The sequence below is a fragment of the Mesorhizobium sp. M0077 genome, assembly GCF_040322955.1.
Classification (GTDB): domain Bacteria; phylum Pseudomonadota; class Alphaproteobacteria; order Rhizobiales; family Rhizobiaceae; genus Mesorhizobium.
Map to the genome: position 1 here is coordinate 1 of NZ_JAMYUL010000019.1, position 19,417 is coordinate 19,417.

At 58.6% G+C, this 19,417-nt stretch carries 13 protein-coding genes, 2 pseudogenes and 1 riboswitch; of the genes and pseudogenes, 9 read left to right on the forward strand and 6 right to left on the reverse strand.

Translation table 11 applies throughout. The features are described from left to right. Nucleotides 1-672 precede the first annotated feature (672 nt). From NKJ57_RS27015 to NKJ57_RS27025, 3 genes are all read right to left on the reverse strand, one after another. Nucleotides 673-1,515 carry a hypothetical protein gene (locus NKJ57_RS27015; RefSeq protein WP_352513342.1) on the reverse strand — a complete coding sequence of 281 codons (843 nt, stop codon included), beginning with the start codon at nucleotides 1,513-1,515 and terminating at the stop codon, nucleotides 673-675. A gap of 501 nt (nucleotides 1,516-2,016) precedes the next feature. After that, entirely contained in the window at nucleotides 2,017-2,799 is a 783-nt protein-coding gene (locus NKJ57_RS27020) for a hypothetical protein (protein WP_023712852.1), read from the reverse strand. Between the two features lie 485 nt (nucleotides 2,800-3,284). After that, nucleotides 3,285-3,833, reverse strand: coding sequence for a type IV toxin-antitoxin system AbiEi family antitoxin domain-containing protein (locus NKJ57_RS27025; protein ID WP_352513344.1), 549 nt, complete (start codon nucleotides 3,831-3,833; stop codon nucleotides 3,285-3,287). Nucleotides 3,834-4,733: 900 nt separating this feature from the next. Between NKJ57_RS27025 and NKJ57_RS27030 the strand changes: the two genes are divergently transcribed. The 4 genes and pseudogenes from NKJ57_RS27030 to NKJ57_RS27045 all read left to right on the forward strand — a co-directional run bounded on the left by NKJ57_RS27030 (nucleotide 4,734) and on the right by NKJ57_RS27045 (nucleotide 8,082). Continuing rightward, nucleotides 4,734-5,876 carry a porin gene (locus NKJ57_RS27030; protein WP_352463750.1) on the forward strand — a complete coding sequence of 381 codons (1,143 nt, stop codon included), beginning with the start codon at nucleotides 4,734-4,736 and terminating at the stop codon, nucleotides 5,874-5,876. 18 nt (nucleotides 5,877-5,894) lie between these two features. Continuing rightward, nucleotides 5,895-6,158 (forward strand): annotated as a pseudogene (locus NKJ57_RS27035) (thiazole synthase); the annotation flags it as partial. A gap of 21 nt (nucleotides 6,159-6,179) precedes the next feature. Then, nucleotides 6,180-6,724 (forward strand): annotated as a pseudogene (locus NKJ57_RS27040) (thiamine phosphate synthase); the annotation flags it as partial. A gap of 863 nt (nucleotides 6,725-7,587) precedes the next feature. Then, nucleotides 7,588-8,082, forward strand: a complete 495-nt coding sequence (locus tag NKJ57_RS27045; protein WP_031203438.1) for a MaoC family dehydratase — start codon at nucleotides 7,588-7,590, stop codon at nucleotides 8,080-8,082. Nucleotides 8,083-8,882: 800 nt separating this feature from the next. On the opposite strand, the gene NKJ57_RS27050 is transcribed toward NKJ57_RS27045, so the two are convergent. Both NKJ57_RS27050 and NKJ57_RS27055 read right to left on the reverse strand, forming a co-directional pair. Next, complete coding sequence (locus NKJ57_RS27050; RefSeq protein ID WP_023685624.1) at nucleotides 8,883-9,359, reverse strand: type II toxin-antitoxin system VapC family toxin; 477 nt, start codon at nucleotides 9,357-9,359, stop codon at nucleotides 8,883-8,885. Beyond that, nucleotides 9,356-9,658: a hypothetical protein gene (locus tag NKJ57_RS27055; protein ID WP_023671839.1), complete on the reverse strand. Its 303-nt coding sequence runs from the start codon at nucleotides 9,656-9,658 to the stop codon at nucleotides 9,356-9,358. Before NKJ57_RS27055 ends, NKJ57_RS27050 begins: the two co-directional genes overlap by 4 nt. A 390-nt stretch (nucleotides 9,659-10,048) precedes the next feature. Here NKJ57_RS27055 and NKJ57_RS27060 point away from each other — a divergent pair, with 390 nt between their 5' ends. The 5 genes from NKJ57_RS27060 to metE all read left to right on the forward strand — a co-directional run bounded on the left by NKJ57_RS27060 (nucleotide 10,049) and on the right by metE (nucleotide 17,728). Beyond that, nucleotides 10,049-10,393: a recombinase family protein gene (locus tag NKJ57_RS27060; protein ID WP_023743336.1), complete on the forward strand. Its 345-nt coding sequence runs from the start codon at nucleotides 10,049-10,051 to the stop codon at nucleotides 10,391-10,393. A 622-nt stretch (nucleotides 10,394-11,015) separates the two neighbouring features. After that, complete coding sequence (gene glyA / locus NKJ57_RS27070) at nucleotides 11,016-12,353, forward strand: serine hydroxymethyltransferase (RefSeq protein ID WP_352513346.1); 1,338 nt, start codon at nucleotides 11,016-11,018, stop codon at nucleotides 12,351-12,353. Between the two features lie 53 nt (nucleotides 12,354-12,406). After that, entirely contained in the window at nucleotides 12,407-13,582 is a 1,176-nt protein-coding gene (gene metK, locus NKJ57_RS27075; protein ID WP_023693516.1) for a methionine adenosyltransferase, read from the forward strand. 108 nt (nucleotides 13,583-13,690) lie between these two features. Beyond that, nucleotides 13,691-14,683 (forward strand): adenosine kinase, encoded by a 993-nt coding sequence (locus NKJ57_RS27080; protein ID WP_286440958.1) that lies wholly within the window; start codon nucleotides 13,691-13,693, stop codon nucleotides 14,681-14,683. Between the two features lie 405 nt (nucleotides 14,684-15,088). Then, nucleotides 15,089-15,288: riboswitch (cobalamin riboswitch) on the forward strand. A gap of 91 nt (nucleotides 15,289-15,379) precedes the next feature. Further along, the gene (gene metE / locus NKJ57_RS27085; RefSeq protein WP_031194851.1) at nucleotides 15,380-17,728 is read left to right on the forward strand and encodes a 5-methyltetrahydropteroyltriglutamate--homocysteine S-methyltransferase; all 2,349 of its coding nucleotides are present in this window, start codon (nucleotides 15,380-15,382) and stop codon (nucleotides 17,726-17,728) included. A 433-nt stretch (nucleotides 17,729-18,161) separates the two neighbouring features. On the opposite strand, the gene NKJ57_RS27090 is transcribed toward metE, so the two are convergent. After that, complete coding sequence (locus NKJ57_RS27090; protein WP_352513349.1) at nucleotides 18,162-19,217, reverse strand: cytochrome-c peroxidase; 1,056 nt, start codon at nucleotides 19,215-19,217, stop codon at nucleotides 18,162-18,164. Between the last annotated feature and the right edge of the window lie 200 nt (nucleotides 19,218-19,417).

The window sequence follows — 19,417 nt, forward strand, 5'->3', positions numbered from 1 at the left end:
ACCAATGAAAACTGGATGGAGGCCAACCGATACATCAACATGGACGACCTGCGCGAGCACAAGAAGCTCGCTCTGCGCCAAGCCGCATGACCAGCATCATGGCCGCCCCCTCTCAGCGAATTTGCAGAACTCTCAGCACACTACCGGCGGAGCTGCCTTGCCGAGCGCCTCGACTAGCTTGCGATCACGCTCCCTTTGCTCCTTTGCAATCGGGCGACGGCGCCCAGATGGGAGCAACATGACGACGAACGCGCCTTCGGCGCCTCTGAGCGCTTGCCGATGGCTGCCGAACAACAGACGCTCACCAATTTTTTCGTACAGTGAGCGCTGGAAAAATTGAGCTTCCGCTAGCCAGAGCAGGAAAGAAGCCAGAAGAGTGCCAAAGGCGTTTATCTCAAGGACCTAACTTCATACATCGATAAGCGACTGTCTGAAGTGCGCTCCTTCAGGCGTAGCTATCAGCAGCCCACCTGTGGCATCTTTGCGCTCGGAGTTTCAGCAATTCCTAGATGACTCACAAGATGCTAGCTCCCGTCCGCCATTCGTGCCCATTCCCAAAATACACCCGATTGCCCGCGCAGAACGGCGGACCCTTCTCGAGCACTGGCTCGCCTCAGAATGCCGCTGCCCCAGTAATGATCAACGTTTGGAAGATCGTGGCGCGTGGTCGTCTCAGTTTTCATCCCGCTCCTCGGTTTCCTCGGCAAGAATCTCCCTCTCCTGCTCAAGTCTTCGAATAAGGCGATCGAACTCTTTGACCCCCATCGCGCCAGTTGAAACGAGGTGAAAGCTGGCATCTTTCGACAGCATCCCTGCCCACTCGCGCTGATCGCCGTGCGGGCTCGCCACTCGCTCGACCCCCTTGGGTTTGGCATGCGGGTCGCCGGTCAGCACCGGTGGCCATGAAAACCAATCATCCGCGTACGGGACCTTGTACGACTCCTTTGCCCAATATCGGTCATGGTCGAACCGAGGAACCCGATCCATGTCCACGCCCAGATCGTTCAATCGCTCGTAGAATCCCGTGTAATTGAAGTTCTGCGGGTCACTGTGGCCGTCCGGAATCCCGCGATCGATTTCTATATGTGGCACGATTGTGAGAACTCGATCGACCGTACGGCAAGCGCCAATATAACAAGCCGCTAGGCTCGTGTACTGCGCCGAGTTCGGAGAGCCCCCCTCCTCGTAGTCTATTTCAATGTTAATTGCCTTGCCCTTAAGGTCGAACTTAGGCAGCTTTCCGTTCTTTGGCTTCAAGCCGGACTCTGCCTTCGTCGCCCACACGTTCGTCTCTTGGAATGGCCACAAATGGACCACCTCTCCCGTTTTGAGAATTACCGCGTGCGACTTGTTACGCTTTTTCCCAATCCAAGGCTTCACTGTGTGGTAGGTGAGCTTTCCGTCCACGGTCTGGTGGAGGATGAAGTGAGTGCGCCCGGCGCAACTGCCATCCATAAGGTCACAAGCGTCCTCGAGGTCAGCCAATGGATCTGTCGAAATATCGTTAATGCCCATGTCCCACTCCTAGCAAATAAATCCCCGATACTAGCATAGTAGCCGAGGCCGGCTCGTAGCCGCACGGTCCGTTACAAAGACTCCGCCTTAAAGACCGTCTATGCCAACGGATTGGCCGAAAGACGAGGGCACTCTCGAAACCTTCCTGCACAAGCTGAGGCTGGAACTGGGCGAAGCCAAGTGAGCCAACAAGCCCTGGCTTCGGCTCAAGATCACAGGCCTTTGTTTGCCGGCCCCCTACGTGGCTCTCATGGTTGACCGCCAAACTAGGCTACAAGGCCAAACTCCGAGAGATCAATCCGGAGGCTGTAGTCCATCCCACCGTCGACGCACGCTTTGAGTTCAGCGACGTCCCGCAGTGCGCCGGGTTCGGACCTTACCGACCTCAGGCTCCACGCAACCACAAGAAGTTCGCTCATTTTTACATCGAAGAAGCCACTCCTATCTAACACCGGCGATTCCGGTCGAACATGATCAATCGCTGCCGCCAACCTGCGGCTGTTACTTGGATTTCGTACTTCTGCCGTCCTGGTTCTGAGCCCTCTTGGGCTTGGAGTTCAGCGGTACGTCGCGCCAATAATATTCCGCGTAGCGCGAGAAGGCCCAAATGAAGCTGGCGGTCAGCCAAACCAGGGAGATTAGGACAAGGGACAGAAGCAAATTCTGCCACCACGGAGAAATGTCTGCCCATTGCCCTGGATCATACCTGTTCAGATCGGTGGAGGAGGAGGGAAGCGCGTTTTCGACATTAATCCCGATCCAGAAGACGATGTTCGAAACAATAAAGAGCGATGTGGCCAGGTAGAGCGTGATCTCAATCCGGTTCGATATTCGATCCGCGACGGTGACGTTGAGCTGATAGAAAAACTTGGAAAAGAAAGTCACGAGAAAAAGCGTTGTCGCGGCAATGACCAGCGCCGGCGCCAGACGCTTTATCCATGGATCGACCGCATCGATCGGGATGACGTTGAGATTGAATATCCAGTCCACGATCAGAGCGGTTCCACCGACTCCGATAGTGAAGACGAGAACCCGCGCGATCTTATCACCTTGCCGATAGAACCTTTGCAACTTTTGCCGCGCCGCATCGACATAACGGTTCGTGTCAAATCCATACTCGTCGAGGAAGGCTATGAGCGCCAGAATGATGCCGAAGAATGCATCGCCGAAGGATTTGCCGTAGACGCCGAAAAGCGCGTAAGTGATAGACACGGCTGCGACAGCCAGTTTCAGATTGAAATGTCTTGACCTGGGCGTAGCCGGTTTGGTCAGCAAATCGTTCACGGTTTCCCTCCGCTGTAACATTTCCCCGACAGCTCAGAATAAGCCGGTTAGATCGAATTGCAATTGCGCGATGACGGGACGGTGTCGGTAGTAAGTTGCAACCTTTTTGGACCTTACAACCTGAATGAACCGAATTCACGCCCCTGAAATCGCTCACCTGTTAAATACTCAGAACAAGCTCGTCATTCATTACGACGTTCATTGAGCAGGATTGTTGAGCATTACCCTTTCATGAGCCCTGAACTCACGTGTGCTAGTGTGCCAGGCCTCTTGTCGCTGACCGTTCAGCGACCAGCAGGCGCGGTCTTGTCAATCACAGCTGAAATCGCCTTCTGCCACACGCCGACGAGGTCACGCGCTTTCACTACCAACTTTGCTCAACGGAAATTCTGGATCACGTTTGAGCACATGCCAATCTGAATTTTCCGCAACGATCTCTTTGATAATACTTCCGGGGTCATCCTGAAGTCACTCGCCTAGCCAGCTCAGTTCGCTTCAACGTAGGCAGCGGCTCGATACCGCCCATAGCCGACCTTCACGAGCAGCCCTTCCTCGCACATCCGGGAGAGGTAGCCCCGTGGGATGCCGACGTCGGTGAGATCGCGAGTCCGTACCTCGCCGCGTTCTTGCGCCAGAGCAACGGCGCGATTCCGGAGCGATGGTGGACGCCCACCTGCGAGGTGTAGCGCTTCCGCGCGGTCCCGATCACGTTTTCGCATTTGATGCGGCAGTGCCGCGTCCCGGAGTAGCGCTATGGCGAATGCGTATTTCTCAGATTCATCGATCCCGGAGAGCCAACTTCCAAAGATTTGGCCAATCGTGAGCATTGGCGGCGGCATAAGCCGCAGCTCTTTGTGCAGCAGATGCGCGAGGTTGGCGGCTTCGGATTTGAGGACATTCCACGCACGGCAGTTTGTTCTGCCCAATTGAGCGCGGATATCGTGCCGCTCATCTACCATGGAAGCAGTCGAACGACGCCGCTCGCTGGCAAAGTGTTCGCCTGGCGCTTGCCCGATCTCATCGATTTCAAACACGGGAAGCTTCACTTCGAAACGCGCGAAACCTCTGTCGCACATACAACATAGACGCCACCGCTGACATTGTTCTAACCGGCGTCAATCACGATCATCGGATTGAACCGTGGTGGACCCTTGGCGAGCAGCGCACCGCCATCATTAGGGGGACAAAGGAACTTGGAATCGCGCTTGTAACGACCCCGAACTTCGGTCTTCTGCTCGACAATCCGCGAACAGATGATCTTCACGCGATAAAGCGTATCGCCATCACATTCGAAGAATTCCAGCGTGAAGGGGTGGCCTGCGCACTCCATCCTAACGGCCGGACCTATCGGGACTTTGAGCGCTGGTCGAGACTTATTGCCGAGCGCTGTTTGGTGCAAGGCTGCAGCGCGTAGTTGTCGAGCATCAGCTCGCCAACATGACGGCGTCGTGCCGAGCGGTGCCGCCGCATGATGCCTCAAATCGGGCTCACCACAAACAATGCTGTCCCCATTGAACGAAACTGTCGCGAAGCGAACAGTCGAACTGTAGCCGAACGTTTTCCGTTCGTGCTTGGGTGGATCCGCAAGGCAAAAACAAGGAAGTGCGAACCAAGGTCCGCCCGCACAATTGAGCTTCAAGCCGCAGCTGGTCGTCAGGCTGGCACGTCATTTGCGGTCGAATGCAGGACCCTTTGTGACGCCTACCTCTACCAGCTGAGTTGACTGTGATGATTGTACAAAATTTTGCATACCTCCATTTCGGCGAAAATTATGTTATCGGCAGCTAAAACCAAATATTGGACAACAATCACCAGAGTACATTCTAGGATCTCCTTCAGGGCTTAGCTGGCGGCGCAGCAAAACTGCGCACGTTTCAAAGCTGTTCACAGAATCACTCGCGTCCATCACTTTATTATTAAAGCGGAGATCGACAATGACCATTAGGAGCCTCCTCCTCGGCTCAACTGCGGCACTGATTGCCGTTTCCAACGCTCGCGCCGTCAGCACCGCCGCCGAGCCTGACCCGACTGAGTACGTCAAGATCTGCGACGTCTACGGCTCGGGCTACGTCTACATTTCAGGCACCGAGACCTGCCTGCGAATCGGCGGCTCTGTCCGTTACAACGTCGGATTGTTTGACCACTCAAGAACCTCGGATGTGAGGACTGGTGAGCATCAGAGCGCGTGGCAAAACAACACACGCTTCACATTGAAAACCTGGACCGGCCAGGAGACCGAACGCGGGACGTTGAAGACCTACACCGAAACCCGCGTGAACTTCGGCAGCCACCAGACATCGGTTTCGGACAGTTCTCGGTCCTATGCCTTGAACGGAGGCAGCGGCCTGACTATCGCCTGGATTCAGCTTGGTGGCCTGCGAGTTGGTAAGGACCGGTCGGCTTTCGACATGTTTATTGGCTGCGCGGGTGATGTACTGAACCAGACGCCGGCTCCGTACGGCGCTTTCGATACCAATGTGGTTCAGTACTACTTGGACGCAGGGAACGGCTTTTCGGCCGTGGTTTCGCTGGAACAAGGCTCGGACGTGGTCGGCACAATCGACAGCTACGCTCCCCACATAGTAGGCGGCTTGAAATACGCACATGGCTGGGGAGCGATCACCGGCGTTGCAGCTTATGATAGCAACTACGAATCGGTGGCCGCCAAGGTCCGTGTCGACATCAATGTCACCAACGAACTATTGCTATCCGGAATGTTGGGCTACGGTTCCCATGGCCAGCTCAACTACGGCTCGACGAATTCGGTAGACGCTCATGGTCGCGGTTTCTATAAACCTTGGGGTGGGAACTGGGCTTTCTGGGCTGGCGCCGGTTACGAGCTCACCGAGTCAGCTTCGTTCAACCTTCAGCTCTCGGGTGATCAGCTCAACAACTATGGTGTCGCTGCGAACGTCGCCTATGCGTTCCTTCCCGATTTCACAGTTACGGCTGAACTCGACTATGACCGCTACGGAGGCTCCGCCGTCGGAAAGGTGAAAGCTTCCGAAGTGAACTGGACCAATGCCAACAAGAAGAGCAGTGTCGGCGGTATCCTGCGTTTCGAACGCTCATTCTAATGCGATGAAGCGTTGAGCTCCGAGGTCCAGTTGATGCGCGGACATTCCCCCTACATTCCGTTGATTGTGCATGCACGGCTCGGACGGCCGTCGTACGCGGCGACCGTCATAGAGCTCGGGTTTGACGCCGTGCTCCTGAACACGGCGGTCCCGAGGGCGGCCGATCCGGTCGGCATGGCGCGTGCGTTCGGCAAAGCGGTCGATGCCGGTCGTGAAGCTTTCAGCTCGGGAATGCTCGAACGGCGCTACCCACCGACGATCGGCAGGGCCGTCTTCTCATGAAGTCGTGGACGTGCCGGCTGGATTGACCGGCTGGTGCCGCTCGGCGTCCGTCTGGTGCAGCTCCGGATAAAGGATATGGACGAGAAAGGACTGCAGACGGAAATCCGCCGCGCGAACGACGCCTGCGCGGTCCATGGTTGCCAAGTGAGTCAACGACATTTGGCGCACGGCAATCGAGGAAGGCTGCGACTTCGTCCATCTTGGTCAAAAGGATTTGGCTGCCGCCGATGCTGGCGATGAAATACGTCGGATTGAAGCTCGGCCTGTCGATCCACGATCACACCGAACTGGAAACGGCGCCAGTGGCGGAACCGGAGTATGTGGCGCTCGCCCCAGTCTATCCAACAGCCTCAAGAAGATGAATGGGCGTCGCGAGGACTCGAGCGGATCAGCGGTGGAAGCACCAGGTCGCGCCGATCCCATTGGTCTGCATCGGCGGCCTCAACCTGACCGTCTCGAAGGCGTTTTTTGAGGCTGGCGCGGAAAGCGCAGCCGTGGTCACCGACTTTGCGCTGAACGACGCCCCAGAAGCGCGCACGCGAGAATGGATCGAAAGACCAGAGCAATGGCGCCGAGGCGAGAACCGCATGTGCTCGTTGCTGTCGGGTCAGACACCAGCGGTGGGGGCTGGAATTGCCCGCGAGATCCAGACGATCGCTTCCAGTGGCGTGCGCACCTGCCTTGCTGTCAGCGCGCTGACGGTGCAAACCCATGAACACGCCTGGAAATCCAAGTTACGCAACCCCGTCCGGTGGCGGATCAGATGCGCGCTACGCTTCAGCCTAACAGAGTGGCCGCCACCAAGATCGGCATGCTCGCAACGGCTGAGATCGATCGTCGCTGCGGTTGCCGCTGTGCTGCGCGAATATCCGCGCACCGACAATCCAGATCCGGTGCTGGCTTCCACGTCAGGCCGAGCGTTCTTGAAGCAAGCGCCATCCCGCATCATGAAGTAGCATCTGATGCCGCTTTGCCGTGTCGACACCCAATGTCATTGAACTGGCGCTTCTTGCCGGCTCAGTGCTACCGGTGAATGAGGCCGGCGCGCTTCAACAAGGACCACAAGCCACCCTGTCTGCTGGACTCCTCCAAATTCGAAACACGGATGGTTACTATCCAGACAATTGATTTTATCAATTTGCGACAATACCGCATAGCGGCGCGGCGGAATGATCACCGGTAGCAAGACGAGCTGTTTCGTTGGCCTGTAGGACGCGCACCGCGACCGAGGTACAAGCCAGCCCGTCTGCGGCCATGTTCGGATCCGGCGCATCGGTGCGCCGATGAGATTGCCGGCGGAACGTTCTATTCGTACAGCCGTGACGGCAGTCATCTCACCGGCGCCATCCTGCCGATGGATGGCCGGCAGTCGGTGCAGCATGGGCTGACACTGTTCGGAATGAAGCCGCTCGCGCTTCGGACGGTTGAAATGGAGGACATTAGCGTGGAACCGATCAGTCTCGACGAACTTCTGGCCAGCGTCGGCAAGGAAGTCGGCGTGTCGCCGTGGCGGGTGGTCTCGCAGCAGATGATCGACCAGTTCGCCGAGGCCACCGATGACCACCAGTTCATCCACTGCGATCCGGAGCGCGCCAAGCGCGAGACGCCGTTCGGCGGCACCATCGCACATGGCTTCCTGTCGCTTTCGCTTTTGTCGGCGATGACTTTCGAGACCATGCGGCCGCTCGAAAACTGCAAGATGGGTGTCAACTATGGCTTCGAATCGCTGCGCTTCCTGGCGCCGGTGAAAACCGGATCTCGCATCCGCACCCGTTTCGTACTGGCCGACGTCAAGGTCAGGCCGTCGGGCTGGGTGCAGACGGCGCTGGGCGTGACGATTGAGATCGAGGGCTCGAAAAAGCCGGCGCTGACCGCGCGCTGGTTGACGCTGACGCTGATCAAACGCCAGCCGGAGGCGGCCTGAATTGTCAACGAGCGTCAGCAGAGACGATCTTCACGTGCCGGGGCGATGTAGGCGACCAGTGCGCACCGATCGGCAACGCGGCCACGGGGGTCGGCTAGATAGAGTGGCAGGAATGCCTAATCGGGGCTCCGACTCGGAAGGGGCTTCGATGTATCGGAAGCGCCTCGGCTTTCGGCGCTGCATTCCTTCTTCACGAAGGTCCATGGAGAATTCCCGACCACGGGGTCGAAAGATCGGCTTGTGATCGGAGTGGGCAGATCCTCCCCGACTGAATCTGCCAATAGGGTGTTATCGAGTCAACCGGGTCGAACTTGAGGTCGCGGGTGTCGCTGATCGGCTGCTCGTCGAGCTCGAGAGCTGCCAGCTAAAGGAAGAACACGGCTATGAAGAGCTCCGCAGTTGATGTGGATGCCCAGAGCTGGGAGTGCAGACCGACGAGTTCCCAGCGGGCGAACTTGCCATTGGTAGCGCGCCAGACCAGTGGCGAGAAACCCTCGATGAGAAGGCCCCCGAGGCGCACGCGGGATGGACTACAGTGGCGTTTGGCGAGAGGGCCTTCGAAGACGAGATCGAGTGTAAGATGGACGAGCTCGACACGCGTATCGCGCAGTCCCTGCGATCGCGCCTTGTTCGCGGCGCTCGTGCGTGCGAACTGTTGGTAGATCGAGCTGACTAGATGAACGGGATGGCATTAAAGCGGAACTGGAAGAGACGTCCCTGGCCGAACTAAGTAAGATCAATCCAGCCATCGCTAAAGGTAGGCGAACACGAGACGTTCGGACTCCGTGCCGCTGAAATCCTCAAATTGAAACGGCCGGACCGTTGGAGCTATCATCACCCGCTTGGCTTCCAGAGCTACGGAGCGGGTTGATTATCTGAACGTCCTCGAAGTCCTTTTCATTGTCGGTCACTACGACACACTCGTTGGCTTCGGCTACAGCGGCAATGATTGTGTCTAGGGCGCTCCGCGAACGGCCTCTGGCTTTGCCGTTGGCCATCAGCCGCGCCCACACGAGGCCAGCTTTCTCGTCGAACGATAGCACGCGGCCAGCGAACAGCGCTTGCGGGCCTTCGGAGCCCTCGAACCAAGTTTCAAGGCTGCTGCGCTTTTTCCCCTTCGGCTTCTCTAGGATGCCTCGGCGAATTTCGGCGACAGTAAGCGAAGCAATGAAGAGGTCTTCGTCCTTCTGCGCGCCCATCCAGGCCAGCAACGAGCCCGAAGGCTCCGGCTTTATGACGTTGCTGATGATATTGGTATGAAGAAGGTAGCGCGTCACAGGTCGATCTTGCGCCCCTCTTCGCGCGGCCGGCTGAGGTCGAGATTGGAGCCAACCAGAGGCGAGCGACGCAACGCGGCGAGAATGCTGCCCGCTTTCGGTGGCTCACCCGCCACGGCTTGCTGTATGGTCCGACGAAGCTGTCGGGCATCCGGCCCGCTCTCCGTTAATTTTCGGGCAAGAGTTCGCAGTAGATCGCGGTCTGCGTCGAAGGCCTGGATCTCGAACCGCGCGATGCCGCGCTCAGCCAGGCGAGAGCGATAATTCTCGATGGCTCTCTTCTGTGCAGTGTTGCCCATCGCGTGCCTCCGTTCTCTATCCGGATATATAGCCATGGCTTCTTCGGAGCACAATGTGCCCCGTCATCGGCCAGCACTGGCTCCTGCGCGACGCGCGTTATTGATAGAATTCCAGCTTGTCGAAGCACTGTGACTTGGCATCATTGTCGCGAAACGGAGTATTTCGCGTCAGGACAGGAACGCGATCATAGCGCGCCGAAACGGCAACAGCCGAAAAGCTTCGTGTGGTCGCCGGCGCGGCCCGCGAATCGGCGTGCCTGCGTCGCCGACGCCCGATCGACGCTTCGTCAATCTGGTCCGGCTGCTGGCGCGACAGGCCGCACGGGATTTCGTTCAAGCCGAAACGGATAGCCAGACGCGAGACCGCGTCCCGGAGTAAGGGGCCGCCTCATGAAGGTCGCGCTTGGCGCTCGCTACTCAACTGACAATCACCGAGACGCCTCGATCGAGGAACAGTTGCGGCTCTGCTGCTTGCGTGCTGAAAAGCAAGGCTGGACAGTCGTCGACAGCAATACCCACCGCGCGATCTGCGGCGGGTCGCTGTTGCGTCCCGGCCTTCAGGAGCTGATCAGCGATGCGATGCAGGGCAAATTCCTGATCGTGCTCGCAGAGGCGATGGATCGCCTGACCATGACCGCTGCAAACCGGGAGCAGGCCAGGCTGGGCAAACGTTGCAACAGATCCTTCAAGGAAATTCATAGACTCTTAGCAACTCCGGCTCGCTGTGAATGGTAGGCTTATTGCAACGTCTGAGGTCAGTGGTTCCAAACCGTGGCCCCGCTTGTCTTCGACTGGCCGAACTGCTTGCAATTTCGGCTAAAGGCAAGAAGAGCGCCCATTTGTTTGTTCGACACAGGATATCGACGGTCGTCACGGCCACCGAGATTTGTCCGGTCGTTGGACAACCCTTCGAAATCGCAACTTCTGCGGAGAACGCGAAATGAGAAATTCGGTAGGACTTGGTCCTGAGCCATGATGACACTGGTTAGTCGCCTACGCATGGCAGCGCATCCTGACCGCCTTCGAATCCTGGGCCTTTGTGCGCATGCGGACCTAACTGTCTGCGAGCTAGCGGAGATTCTGAGCGTGTGTCGAGAGCGGGTTGCGCGACACGTCCGGCTGCTCGCCAGAGCCGACTTTCTTTGCTGCAACGAACAGCCTCCGTGGCGCTCGTACCATCTCAACGCAGGATCCAACGACGGCGGGCTGGTTCAATTATTGGTCGATCTCCTGCCCCATCGCGACGGCTATCATAAACAGGACCTGCAGCGGCTCGAAGCGGTACGAGACACGCGGCCGAAAGGGAACGCGTGCTTGATCGTGAAATAGGTCAATCCAATTGGAGCCCGAAGCTACCATGGACAACTCCGCAGACGGCGCAATCGCACAGCCGGACACCCACGGGCGGTCTTCCTTGGCCGCGGTTGATTGCCGCGTCCACGAGCTGCTTCTGAGACAGGAGCGGCAGGAGCGGACGACCCTCAAGCTCATCGCCTCAGAGAACTTTGCGTCCTCGGCCGTGCTGGAAGCGAACGGCTCGATTTTCACGAACAAGTACGCCGAGGGGTACCCCGGCGCGCGCTACTACGCTGGAAACGAGATCGTTGATGAGCTTGAGGATCTGGCCATTGGGCGCCTGAAAACGCTATTTGGCAGCGAGCATGCCAACGTCCAGCCTTATTCCGGCTCGCCGGCCAACCAGGCTGTCTATCGTGCGCTTTTGAGTCCCGGTGACAAAGTCATGGGCTTGCCCCTTCCGGAAGGGGGCCATCTGACTCATGGTTGGGCCATCAACTTTTCCGGAACTGACTATCAACGCGTGCCCTATGGACTAGATGAAAAGACACAGCAGATTGACTATGACCGCTTGCGCGAGACAGCCAAGCGGGAACGGCCGCGGCTCATTTGGGTCGGCGGAACCGCTTACCCGCGTGTCTTTGACTACGCGGCAATGGCAGAAATTGCCCTGGAAGCGAACTCCTATCTCGTAGCCGACATTGCGCACATCAGCGGCCTGATTGCCGCGGGAGCGCACCCGAATCCCGTGGGCCATTGCGACGTGGTCAGCAGCACGTCCCACAAGTCGATCCGCGGTCCCCGCGGTGGCTTCATTTTGTCAAGGAACGAAGATCGCTATCAGGCCCTGTATCATACAAAGAGCAAATACAATCTCGCCAGACGAATAGACCGGGCGGTCTTCCCTCACCTGCAAGGCGGACCTCACATGAATGCCATCGCTGCGCTAGCGGTTGCCTTGCACGAAGCCGCGAACCCGTCCTTCCGAGGCTACGGCCAACAGACGGTCAAGAATGCCAAGGCTCTGGCACATGCACTGCTTGAGCGAGGTTATGACCTGGTTACCGGGGGGACGGACAATCACATGCTGATCCTTGATCTTCGAGATCGGCCACTATCGGGCAAGGCCTATGCCGAGCGACTAGCAAAGGCAGGAATCATCACAAACTTTAATATGGTGCCTGGCGACCCGCGGCATCCGGCGGTCACAAGCGGAATTCGCCTGGGGGCGCCAGCAGTGACGTCAATGGGCATGCGCGATGTGGAAATGGTGCAAATTGCTGGCTTCATTGACTCCGTCCTCCAGCGGCCAGACGACGAAGATCTCCATGCCTGCGTGCGAAGAGACGTTGCCGACTTGTGCGCTGCGTTCGAGGTCCCGGGCATCTCCGACAGGTAAGGTGGGCCAAGCAAAATGCCCATACCACATCCAACATCCGAAGCGAGGTATTCATGGCTAGGCAGTTCGTGTTCTCTTCCGAATCGGTTGGCGCGGGGCACCCGGATAAGTTGGCCGACAACATCTCGGATGCCATCCTCGATGCCATCCTCCGCACAGATCCCAAGGCGCGCGTCGCCTGTGAAGCGTTGGTAAAATCAGGGATAGTCGTTCTGGCTGGCGAGATCACCAGCGATGCCCAGGTGGATTACAGCCAAGTTGCGCGCGATACGATTCTCGACATTGGGTACGACGACGAGGCCGTCGGCTTTGACGGCCGGCGTTGCTCCGTCGTTCATGCCCTCACCGAGCAGTCGCCCGACATCAGCCAAGGCGTTGACGAGGGAAGAGGGCAAGACCTCCAGCAGGGAGCGGGAGATCAGGGCCTCATGTTCGGCTACGCATGCCGCGAAACCGATACCCTGATGCCTTTGCCGATCCAGCTCGCTCATCGCTTGACGAAACGGCAGGCGTATGTCCGGAAGGCACAACAGCTTGGCTGGTTGCGTCCTGACATGAAATCCCAAGTCTCAGTGCGCTATGAGGGGTTGCGCCCGGTCGCCCTGGATACCATCGTCGTGTCGACGCAACATGACGAGCAGGTCTCGCAAGAGACTGTCCGCGAGGGCGTCATTGAGGAAATCATAAAGCCTGTCCTGCCGACCCACCTGGAGACGGAAGGCATCAGAATTCTGGTCAACCCGACGGGGCGGTTCGTAGTCGGCGGGCCGCGCGGCGACTGCGGTCTCACTGGACGCAAGATCATCGTCGATTCCTATGGCGGGATGGGTCGTCATGGCGGCGGCGCCTTCTCGGGCAAGGACCCGTCCAAGGTTGACCGCTCGGCTGCCTATGCAGCCCGCTATGTCGCAAAGAACATCGTCGCTAGCGGACTTGCGGACGTGTGCGAGGTGCAGCTTGCTTACGCAATCGGCGTGGCCAGTCCGGTTTCCGTCATGGTCAACACGTTCGGGACAGCCAGGGTTGAGGAAAGCAGGATCGAGCGCCTCATTCTTGAGTTGTTCGATCTCAGACCGAAAGGCATTATCAAGATGCTTGATCTCTTACGCCCTATATATCGCAATACAGCGACCTATGGCCATTTCGGCCGTGAAGAGCCTGATTTCACCTGGGAGAAGACAGACAGGGCGGACGAATTGCGTCGCGAGGCAGGACTCGCCGCCCCGTGAGAGCCGCCGGCGAACGGATTGGCAAGCGGAAAGCCCATTTCCACCGGGCAGACCCGCGCCTGGCAGGCGTGGCGAGAAGCCGGCTCGGGTTTTTTGGCGGAGACATTGATGCCGGATTATGACGTGCTTTGCATCGGCAATGCCATTGTCGACATCATCGCCCAGTGCGACGAGGCATTCCTCGAGATCAACGGCATCATCAAGGGCGCGATGAACCTGATCGACACGCGCCGCGCCGAACTGCTCTACAGCCGCATGGGCCCGGCGATCGAGGCCTCCGGCGGCAGTGCCGGCAACACGGCGGCCGGCGTAGCCAGCTTCGGCGGACGCGCCGCCTTCTTCGGCAAGGTCTCCAACGATGCGCTGGGCGAAATCTATGCGCACGATATCCATGCACAGGGTGTCGCCTTCGACACCAGGCCGCTCAAGGGCCAGCCGCCGACGGCGCGCTCTATGATCTTCGTCACGCCCGACGGCGAGCGCTCGATGAACACCTATCTCGGCGCCTGCGTCGAGCTTGGCCCTGACGATGTCGAGGCCGACAAGGCATCCGGCGCCAAGGTTAGCTATTTCGAGGGCTATCTGTGGGATCCGCCGCGCGCCAAGGAGGCGATCCGGCAGACGGCGAAGCTCGCACACGAGGCCGGACGCGAAGTGTCGATGACGTTGTCGGATTCGTTCTGCGTCGACCGCTACCGCGACGAGTTCCTCGAGCTGATGCGCTCGGGCACTGTCGACATCGTCTTTGCCAACAGCCACGAGATCAAGTCGCTCTACCAGACAAAATCCTTCGACGAGGCGCTGGCTCAGATCCGCAAGGACTGCAAGATTGCCGCCGTCACCCGTTCCGAAAAAGGCTCGGTGATCGTGCGCGGCGACGAGACCGTGGTCATCGAGGCGACCGCCATCAAGGAGTTGGTCGACACCACCGGCGCCGGCGACCTCTACGCCGCCGGTTTCCTGCATGGCTACACGCAGGGCCGCAACCTCAAGACCTGCGGCGACCTTGGCTCGCTGGCGGCCGGCCTGGTGATCCAGCAGATCGGCCCAAGGCCAAGGCAGAATTTGCGCCGCGAGGCGGAAGGGGCTGGGTTGCTGTAGATGCGCGGGCAACTAACCACCCGCCCTACTGACGCGATGACCGCAGTGGCGGAACTGTGTCAAAGCTCGCTGATAGCGACAGCCATTCGCTTCGGAGAACTGACCCATGCTGCTGCCGTGAAGCTCGCTGGAGGAGCGGTGCAAGGCGTGCTTGCCATGACGGCATTCACCGTCATCCAGATCGTCACCAGCATTTTCCAGAAGCTCAGCTTGGGGAAGGCCAGTAAGGTTCCTGAGGTAACGGAGAACTCGCGGCGTCCGTCGGACTTGACTTGCGATCACGTCCCACGATGCCGAATGCGGGCAGCAGACTGAATATTTCACAATGCTAGACAAAGGCGTAAAACGCGACCATATAACGACATAAACATTTCATTATGCGTCATTGACAAAGAGCGGGTTGCTGTGATTGTCTGCTGTTGTGGTTCTCGCGTACGGTGCTGCCGCAGCGGAGCTAAGAGGGAAGCCGGTGCGATGCCGGCGCTGCCCCCGCAACTGTTAGCGGCGAGCCAATCCACTCATGTCACTGAGGCGAATACCCTCGGGAAGACGGGTAGAGGCTATGACCCCGCGAGCCAGAGACCTGCCACGGCGAATTACGTCCACGGGCGGGGTGTCTCGGTGGCCGCTGCAACCGGCGTGCCGGCCTGCTAGCGCCTTCCTTGTCACCGACGCCCCCAACCATCGGGGTATGACATGACTGTCTCTCAGCAAATTCCTGTAGCAACGCTCGGCGTGCCGCGCTTCGGTCGTCGGCGAGAACTGAAATTCGCCCTCGAAAGCTACTGGTCCGGAACATCGTCCGCTGGCGACCTTCTTGCGACGTCGAAGGCGCTCCGAGCCGCTAGCTGGGAAGAGCAGCGCGATCGCGGCGTGTCGAAAATCCCGTCGAACGACTTCTCGCTTTACGACCATGTGCTCGACACCGCAGCCATGGTCGGGGCCATTCCATCCCGGTACGGCTGGAATAGCGGCGAGGTCCCACTTGACATCTACTTCGCAATGGCGCGCGGCAACCAGGGTCAGACGGAGGATTGTGGACACGCTGGTCACCAGGAGGAGGCTCATGGACCTGGTGTAACCGCGATGGAAATGACCAAGTGGTTTGACACCAACTACCACTACATTGTGCCGGAACTCGATGATGATCAGACGTTCGCCCTCTCGTCATCGAAGCCGGTCGATTACTTCCTCGAGGCTAAAGCTCTCGGCATTCACACACGCCCAGTCATCCTTGGACCCATCACCTTCCTCAAGCTGGCGAAATCGCGTGCCGAAGGGTTCGGTCCCATCGCGCTCCTACCGCGGCTGCTGCCCGTTTACGAGCAAGTCCTGCAGAGGCTGAAGCTGTCGGGAGCCGACTGGGTGCAGATCGATGAGCCAGCGCTTGTCCTCGATCTGAACCCGAACGAACGAGCTGCGTTCGAATTCGCCTATGGCCAGCTGTCGAAAGCCGCGCCCGAGCTGAAGATCATGCTGGCTACGTATTTCGGGTCGCTGGGAGACAATCTCGAAACCGCGGTTTCTCTGCCCCTGGCCGGCCTGCATATTGATCTCGTGCGCGCTCCCGAGCAGCTGGAAACGGTGGGTCGGCTCGCTCCGAAGGATCTGGTGCTCTCGCTCGGCTTGATCGATGGCCGCAACGTCTGGCGTGCGAACCTGCCCGCCATTCTCGACCGCATCAAACCGATCGTCGCCGGCTGGCCCTTGGACCGCGTCGAAATCGCGCCTTCTTGCTCGATGCTGCATGTGCCGATTGACCTGCGCATGGAGACGGAACTCGAGGCCGACATCAGGTCGTGGCTCGCCTTCGCGGCCCAGAAGACCGACGAGCTGGTCTTGCTGGCCCGGGCCCTTTCCAAAGGCAGGGATGCGGTGGCAGCCGCGTTGAAAGCTTCTGCCGAGGCTGCCGCCACTCGCTTGACGTCCACGAAGATCCATGACCCGCTTGTTGAGGGGCGGATCGCCAGCATTGACCATAGCATGAAACGACGAGAGAGCGCTTTTGGCGAGCGCTCCAGAGTCCAGGCCGGCACGCTCGGGCTGCCGCCGTTCCCGACGACGACAATCGGGTCCTTCCCGCAGACGCCGCAGGTACGCCGCGCGCGGTCCGCTCATGCGAAGGGCCAGCTCAGTTATGTCGACTACGAGATTTTCCTGAAGAAGGAGATCGAGTCAGCAATTCGTTGGCAGGAAGAGATCGGGCTGGACGTGCTGGTGCACGGTGAGTTCGAACGAAACGATATGGTACAGCATTTCGGCGAGCAGCTGTCCGGCTTCGCCTTCACTCAGCATGCCTGGGTGCAAAGCTATGGGTCGCGCTACGTGCGTCCCCCCATCATCTTCGGGGACGTATCGAGGCGCAATCCGATGACGGTGCGCTGGTGGCAATTCGCCCAGTCGCTTACGGAAAAGCCTGTGAAGGGAATGCTCACAGGCCCAGTGACCATTCTCAACTGGTCCTTTGTTCGAGACGACGTACCCCGCTCCGAAGCCTGCCGCCAGATCGCGCTCGCCATCCGCGACGAAGTGACGGATCTCGAAAGGTCCGGCGCAAGGATGATCCAGATCGATGAGGCCGCGTTTCGCGAAGGATTGCCACTGCGCCAATCTGACTGGAAAGCCTATCTCGACTGGGCTGTCGAATGCTTCCGGATCGCTTCAACGGGTGTAAAGGACGCGACTCGAATCCATACCCACATGTGCTATTCGGAGTTCAACGAGATCATCGACGCGATCGCTGGAATGGATGCGGATGTCATTTCGATTGAGACGTCGCGCTCCAAGATGGAACTGCTGGACGCCTTCACGAGCTCCAAATATCCGAACGAGATCGGTCCCGGCGTCTATGACATTCACTCACCACGTGTGCCGGAGGTCTGCGAGATTTCGGACCTAATCATGCTTGCCCGCGAGCGACTGTCCGACGGCCAACTGTGGGTAAACCCGGACTGTGGCCTCAAAACACGCAAGTGGGAGGAGGTCCGCCCTGCCCTCATTAACATGGTCGCTGCAGCGCGCGCGCTCCGGGAGAAAGTGGCCTGAGGCTTCTCCTTCCTCACCGTGTGGTGAGCTACCGGCTGGCTCCTGTCGGCCGTGAACATGCCAAACCGGCACACTCTTGGAAATGAGCCACTCGGCGCAAATGTGCAATTTCCCTACGGCACGTGTCTTAATCCCGCAGAAATATAAATGTGGCACTACGCTATAATATTGGTTCCTTGGGGACATACAGGCCCCGCGCCTCGAACAAATCGGACACGCGTCGTTTCTCAAAGTAGACTGCTTGGCGCGTTCGCTCAGGACAATATATGGTGCTGCGTCTGTCCGCCCCCAGTTGATCGCGCAGACTACGGGCGAGGTGGCAGGGTTCGGGTATCGCTAGCGTCCCGCCAATTCGGAGATGGACGTCGCAATTCGTGTCGCCAAGTAAAAATCGCCAATCATTTTCGATTGCGAGTCCGCAGCCAGTTGGCCCTTATTTTCCTGAGATCTGCGTTACAGGCCGGGGCGTTGTCGCCGTTTCTGAGGGTAAGATGGGATAGGCGACGTCAGGTGCCTCTCCGGTCAGCGAGTTGAGGAAGGCAACAAGCAGGTCAACTTCTTCGTCCGCCAGTACTACGCCGAGCTGGGTGGTCCCCATAATGGCGACGGCCTGTTTCAGATCCCAAACCTTGCCCGAATGAAAGTATGGCGCGGTGAGTGCAACGTTGCGCAGCGGCGCCACGCGGAAGACATAGGAATCGTCGGCTGCATTGGTGACCTCAAATCGGCCCTTGTCTTTGTCCGGCAGGACTTCGGCGCTGGGCCGTTCCACGAGGCCGAATGGGTAATAGGCTTGCCCACCAACGTTGATGCCGGCATGGCAGGACGAGCAGCCTTTGTCCATGAAAAGCACCAGGCCCTGTTTCTGTTCGGAAGTCATGGCAACCTCATCACCATTCAGGAAGCTGTCGAACGGGGCAGGTGTGACCAGTGTCGCCTCGAAGGCTTCGATCGCCTTGGCGAAGTTGTCGAAGGTGACCCGATCGGCTTCAGCCGGAAAAGCTGCATCGAACCACTCGACATATTGCGGCATGGACTTGAGAGTGTCGATGAGTTGGCCCGGTGTATTGGCCATTTCGATCCCGGCTTGGACCGGTCCCTTCGCCTGAGCCTTCAGGTCTTCGGCACGACCATCCCAGAACTGGGCGATATTGAAGACAGCGTTCAGTACAGTCGGCGCGTTGCGCTGTCCCTTCTGCCAACCATGGCCAATCGAGGTTTCGTGATTGTCGTCGCCGCCGGTGGCCAGGTTGTGGCATGAATTGCACGACAAGACGCCTGACGCCGAGACGCGTGGATCGAAGAACAGTGCCTTGCCGAGAGCGATCTTTTCCGGGGTGATCGGGTTGTTGGCGACTGTCGGCGTGGTGGATGGCAAAGCCGTGAAGGTGGCCAATGCCGTATCTCTGAGGTCGGTGGGGATCGAATCCGCAGCAAAGGCGGTGGGTGCCAGCAAGGTGACAGCCATCGTACTGAATAGGATTTTCATAATTGGTCTTCCTGCGTCGTCCACGCAGCCATTATGCGATCTGCGGCTCATGAACGCCCTGAGCTAGATCAGCTTGAGGGAGAGGACGGGGTCTCACACCTGTTTTCGCAGCTGAGCTGGGACCCTCTTGGAAGTGATCGCTCTTCTCGATTGGACTTCAGGGAGGAGGAGTATCCCTGGTTGGCAACCGGTTTTATGCA

Bases quoted from the DNA above. Each gene is read 5' to 3' on its own strand.
- NKJ57_RS27015 (WP_352513342.1), bottom strand. From the start codon at position 1,515: ATGGGCATTAACGATATTTCGACAGATCCATTGGCTGACCTCGAGGAC.
- NKJ57_RS27030 (WP_352463750.1), top strand. From the start codon at position 4,734: ATGACCATTAGGAGCCTCCTCCTCGGCTCAACTGCGGCACTGATTGCC.
- NKJ57_RS27045 (WP_031203438.1), top strand. From the start codon at position 7,588: ATGGAGGACATTAGCGTGGAACCGATCAGTCTCGACGAACTTCTGGCC.
- NKJ57_RS27055 (WP_023671839.1), bottom strand. From the start codon at position 9,658: ATGGGCAACACTGCACAGAAGAGAGCCATCGAGAATTATCGCTCTCGC.
- NKJ57_RS27060 (WP_023743336.1), top strand. From the start codon at position 10,049: ATGAAGGTCGCGCTTGGCGCTCGCTACTCAACTGACAATCACCGAGAC.
- glyA (WP_352513346.1), top strand. From the start codon at position 11,016: ATGGACAACTCCGCAGACGGCGCAATCGCACAGCCGGACACCCACGGG.
- metK (WP_023693516.1), top strand. From the start codon at position 12,407: ATGGCTAGGCAGTTCGTGTTCTCTTCCGAATCGGTTGGCGCGGGGCAC.
- NKJ57_RS27080 (WP_286440958.1), top strand. From the start codon at position 13,691: ATGCCGGATTATGACGTGCTTTGCATCGGCAATGCCATTGTCGACATC.
- metE (WP_031194851.1), top strand. From the start codon at position 15,380: ATGACTGTCTCTCAGCAAATTCCTGTAGCAACGCTCGGCGTGCCGCGC.
- NKJ57_RS27090 (WP_352513349.1), bottom strand. From the start codon at position 19,217: ATGAAAATCCTATTCAGTACGATGGCTGTCACCTTGCTGGCACCCACC.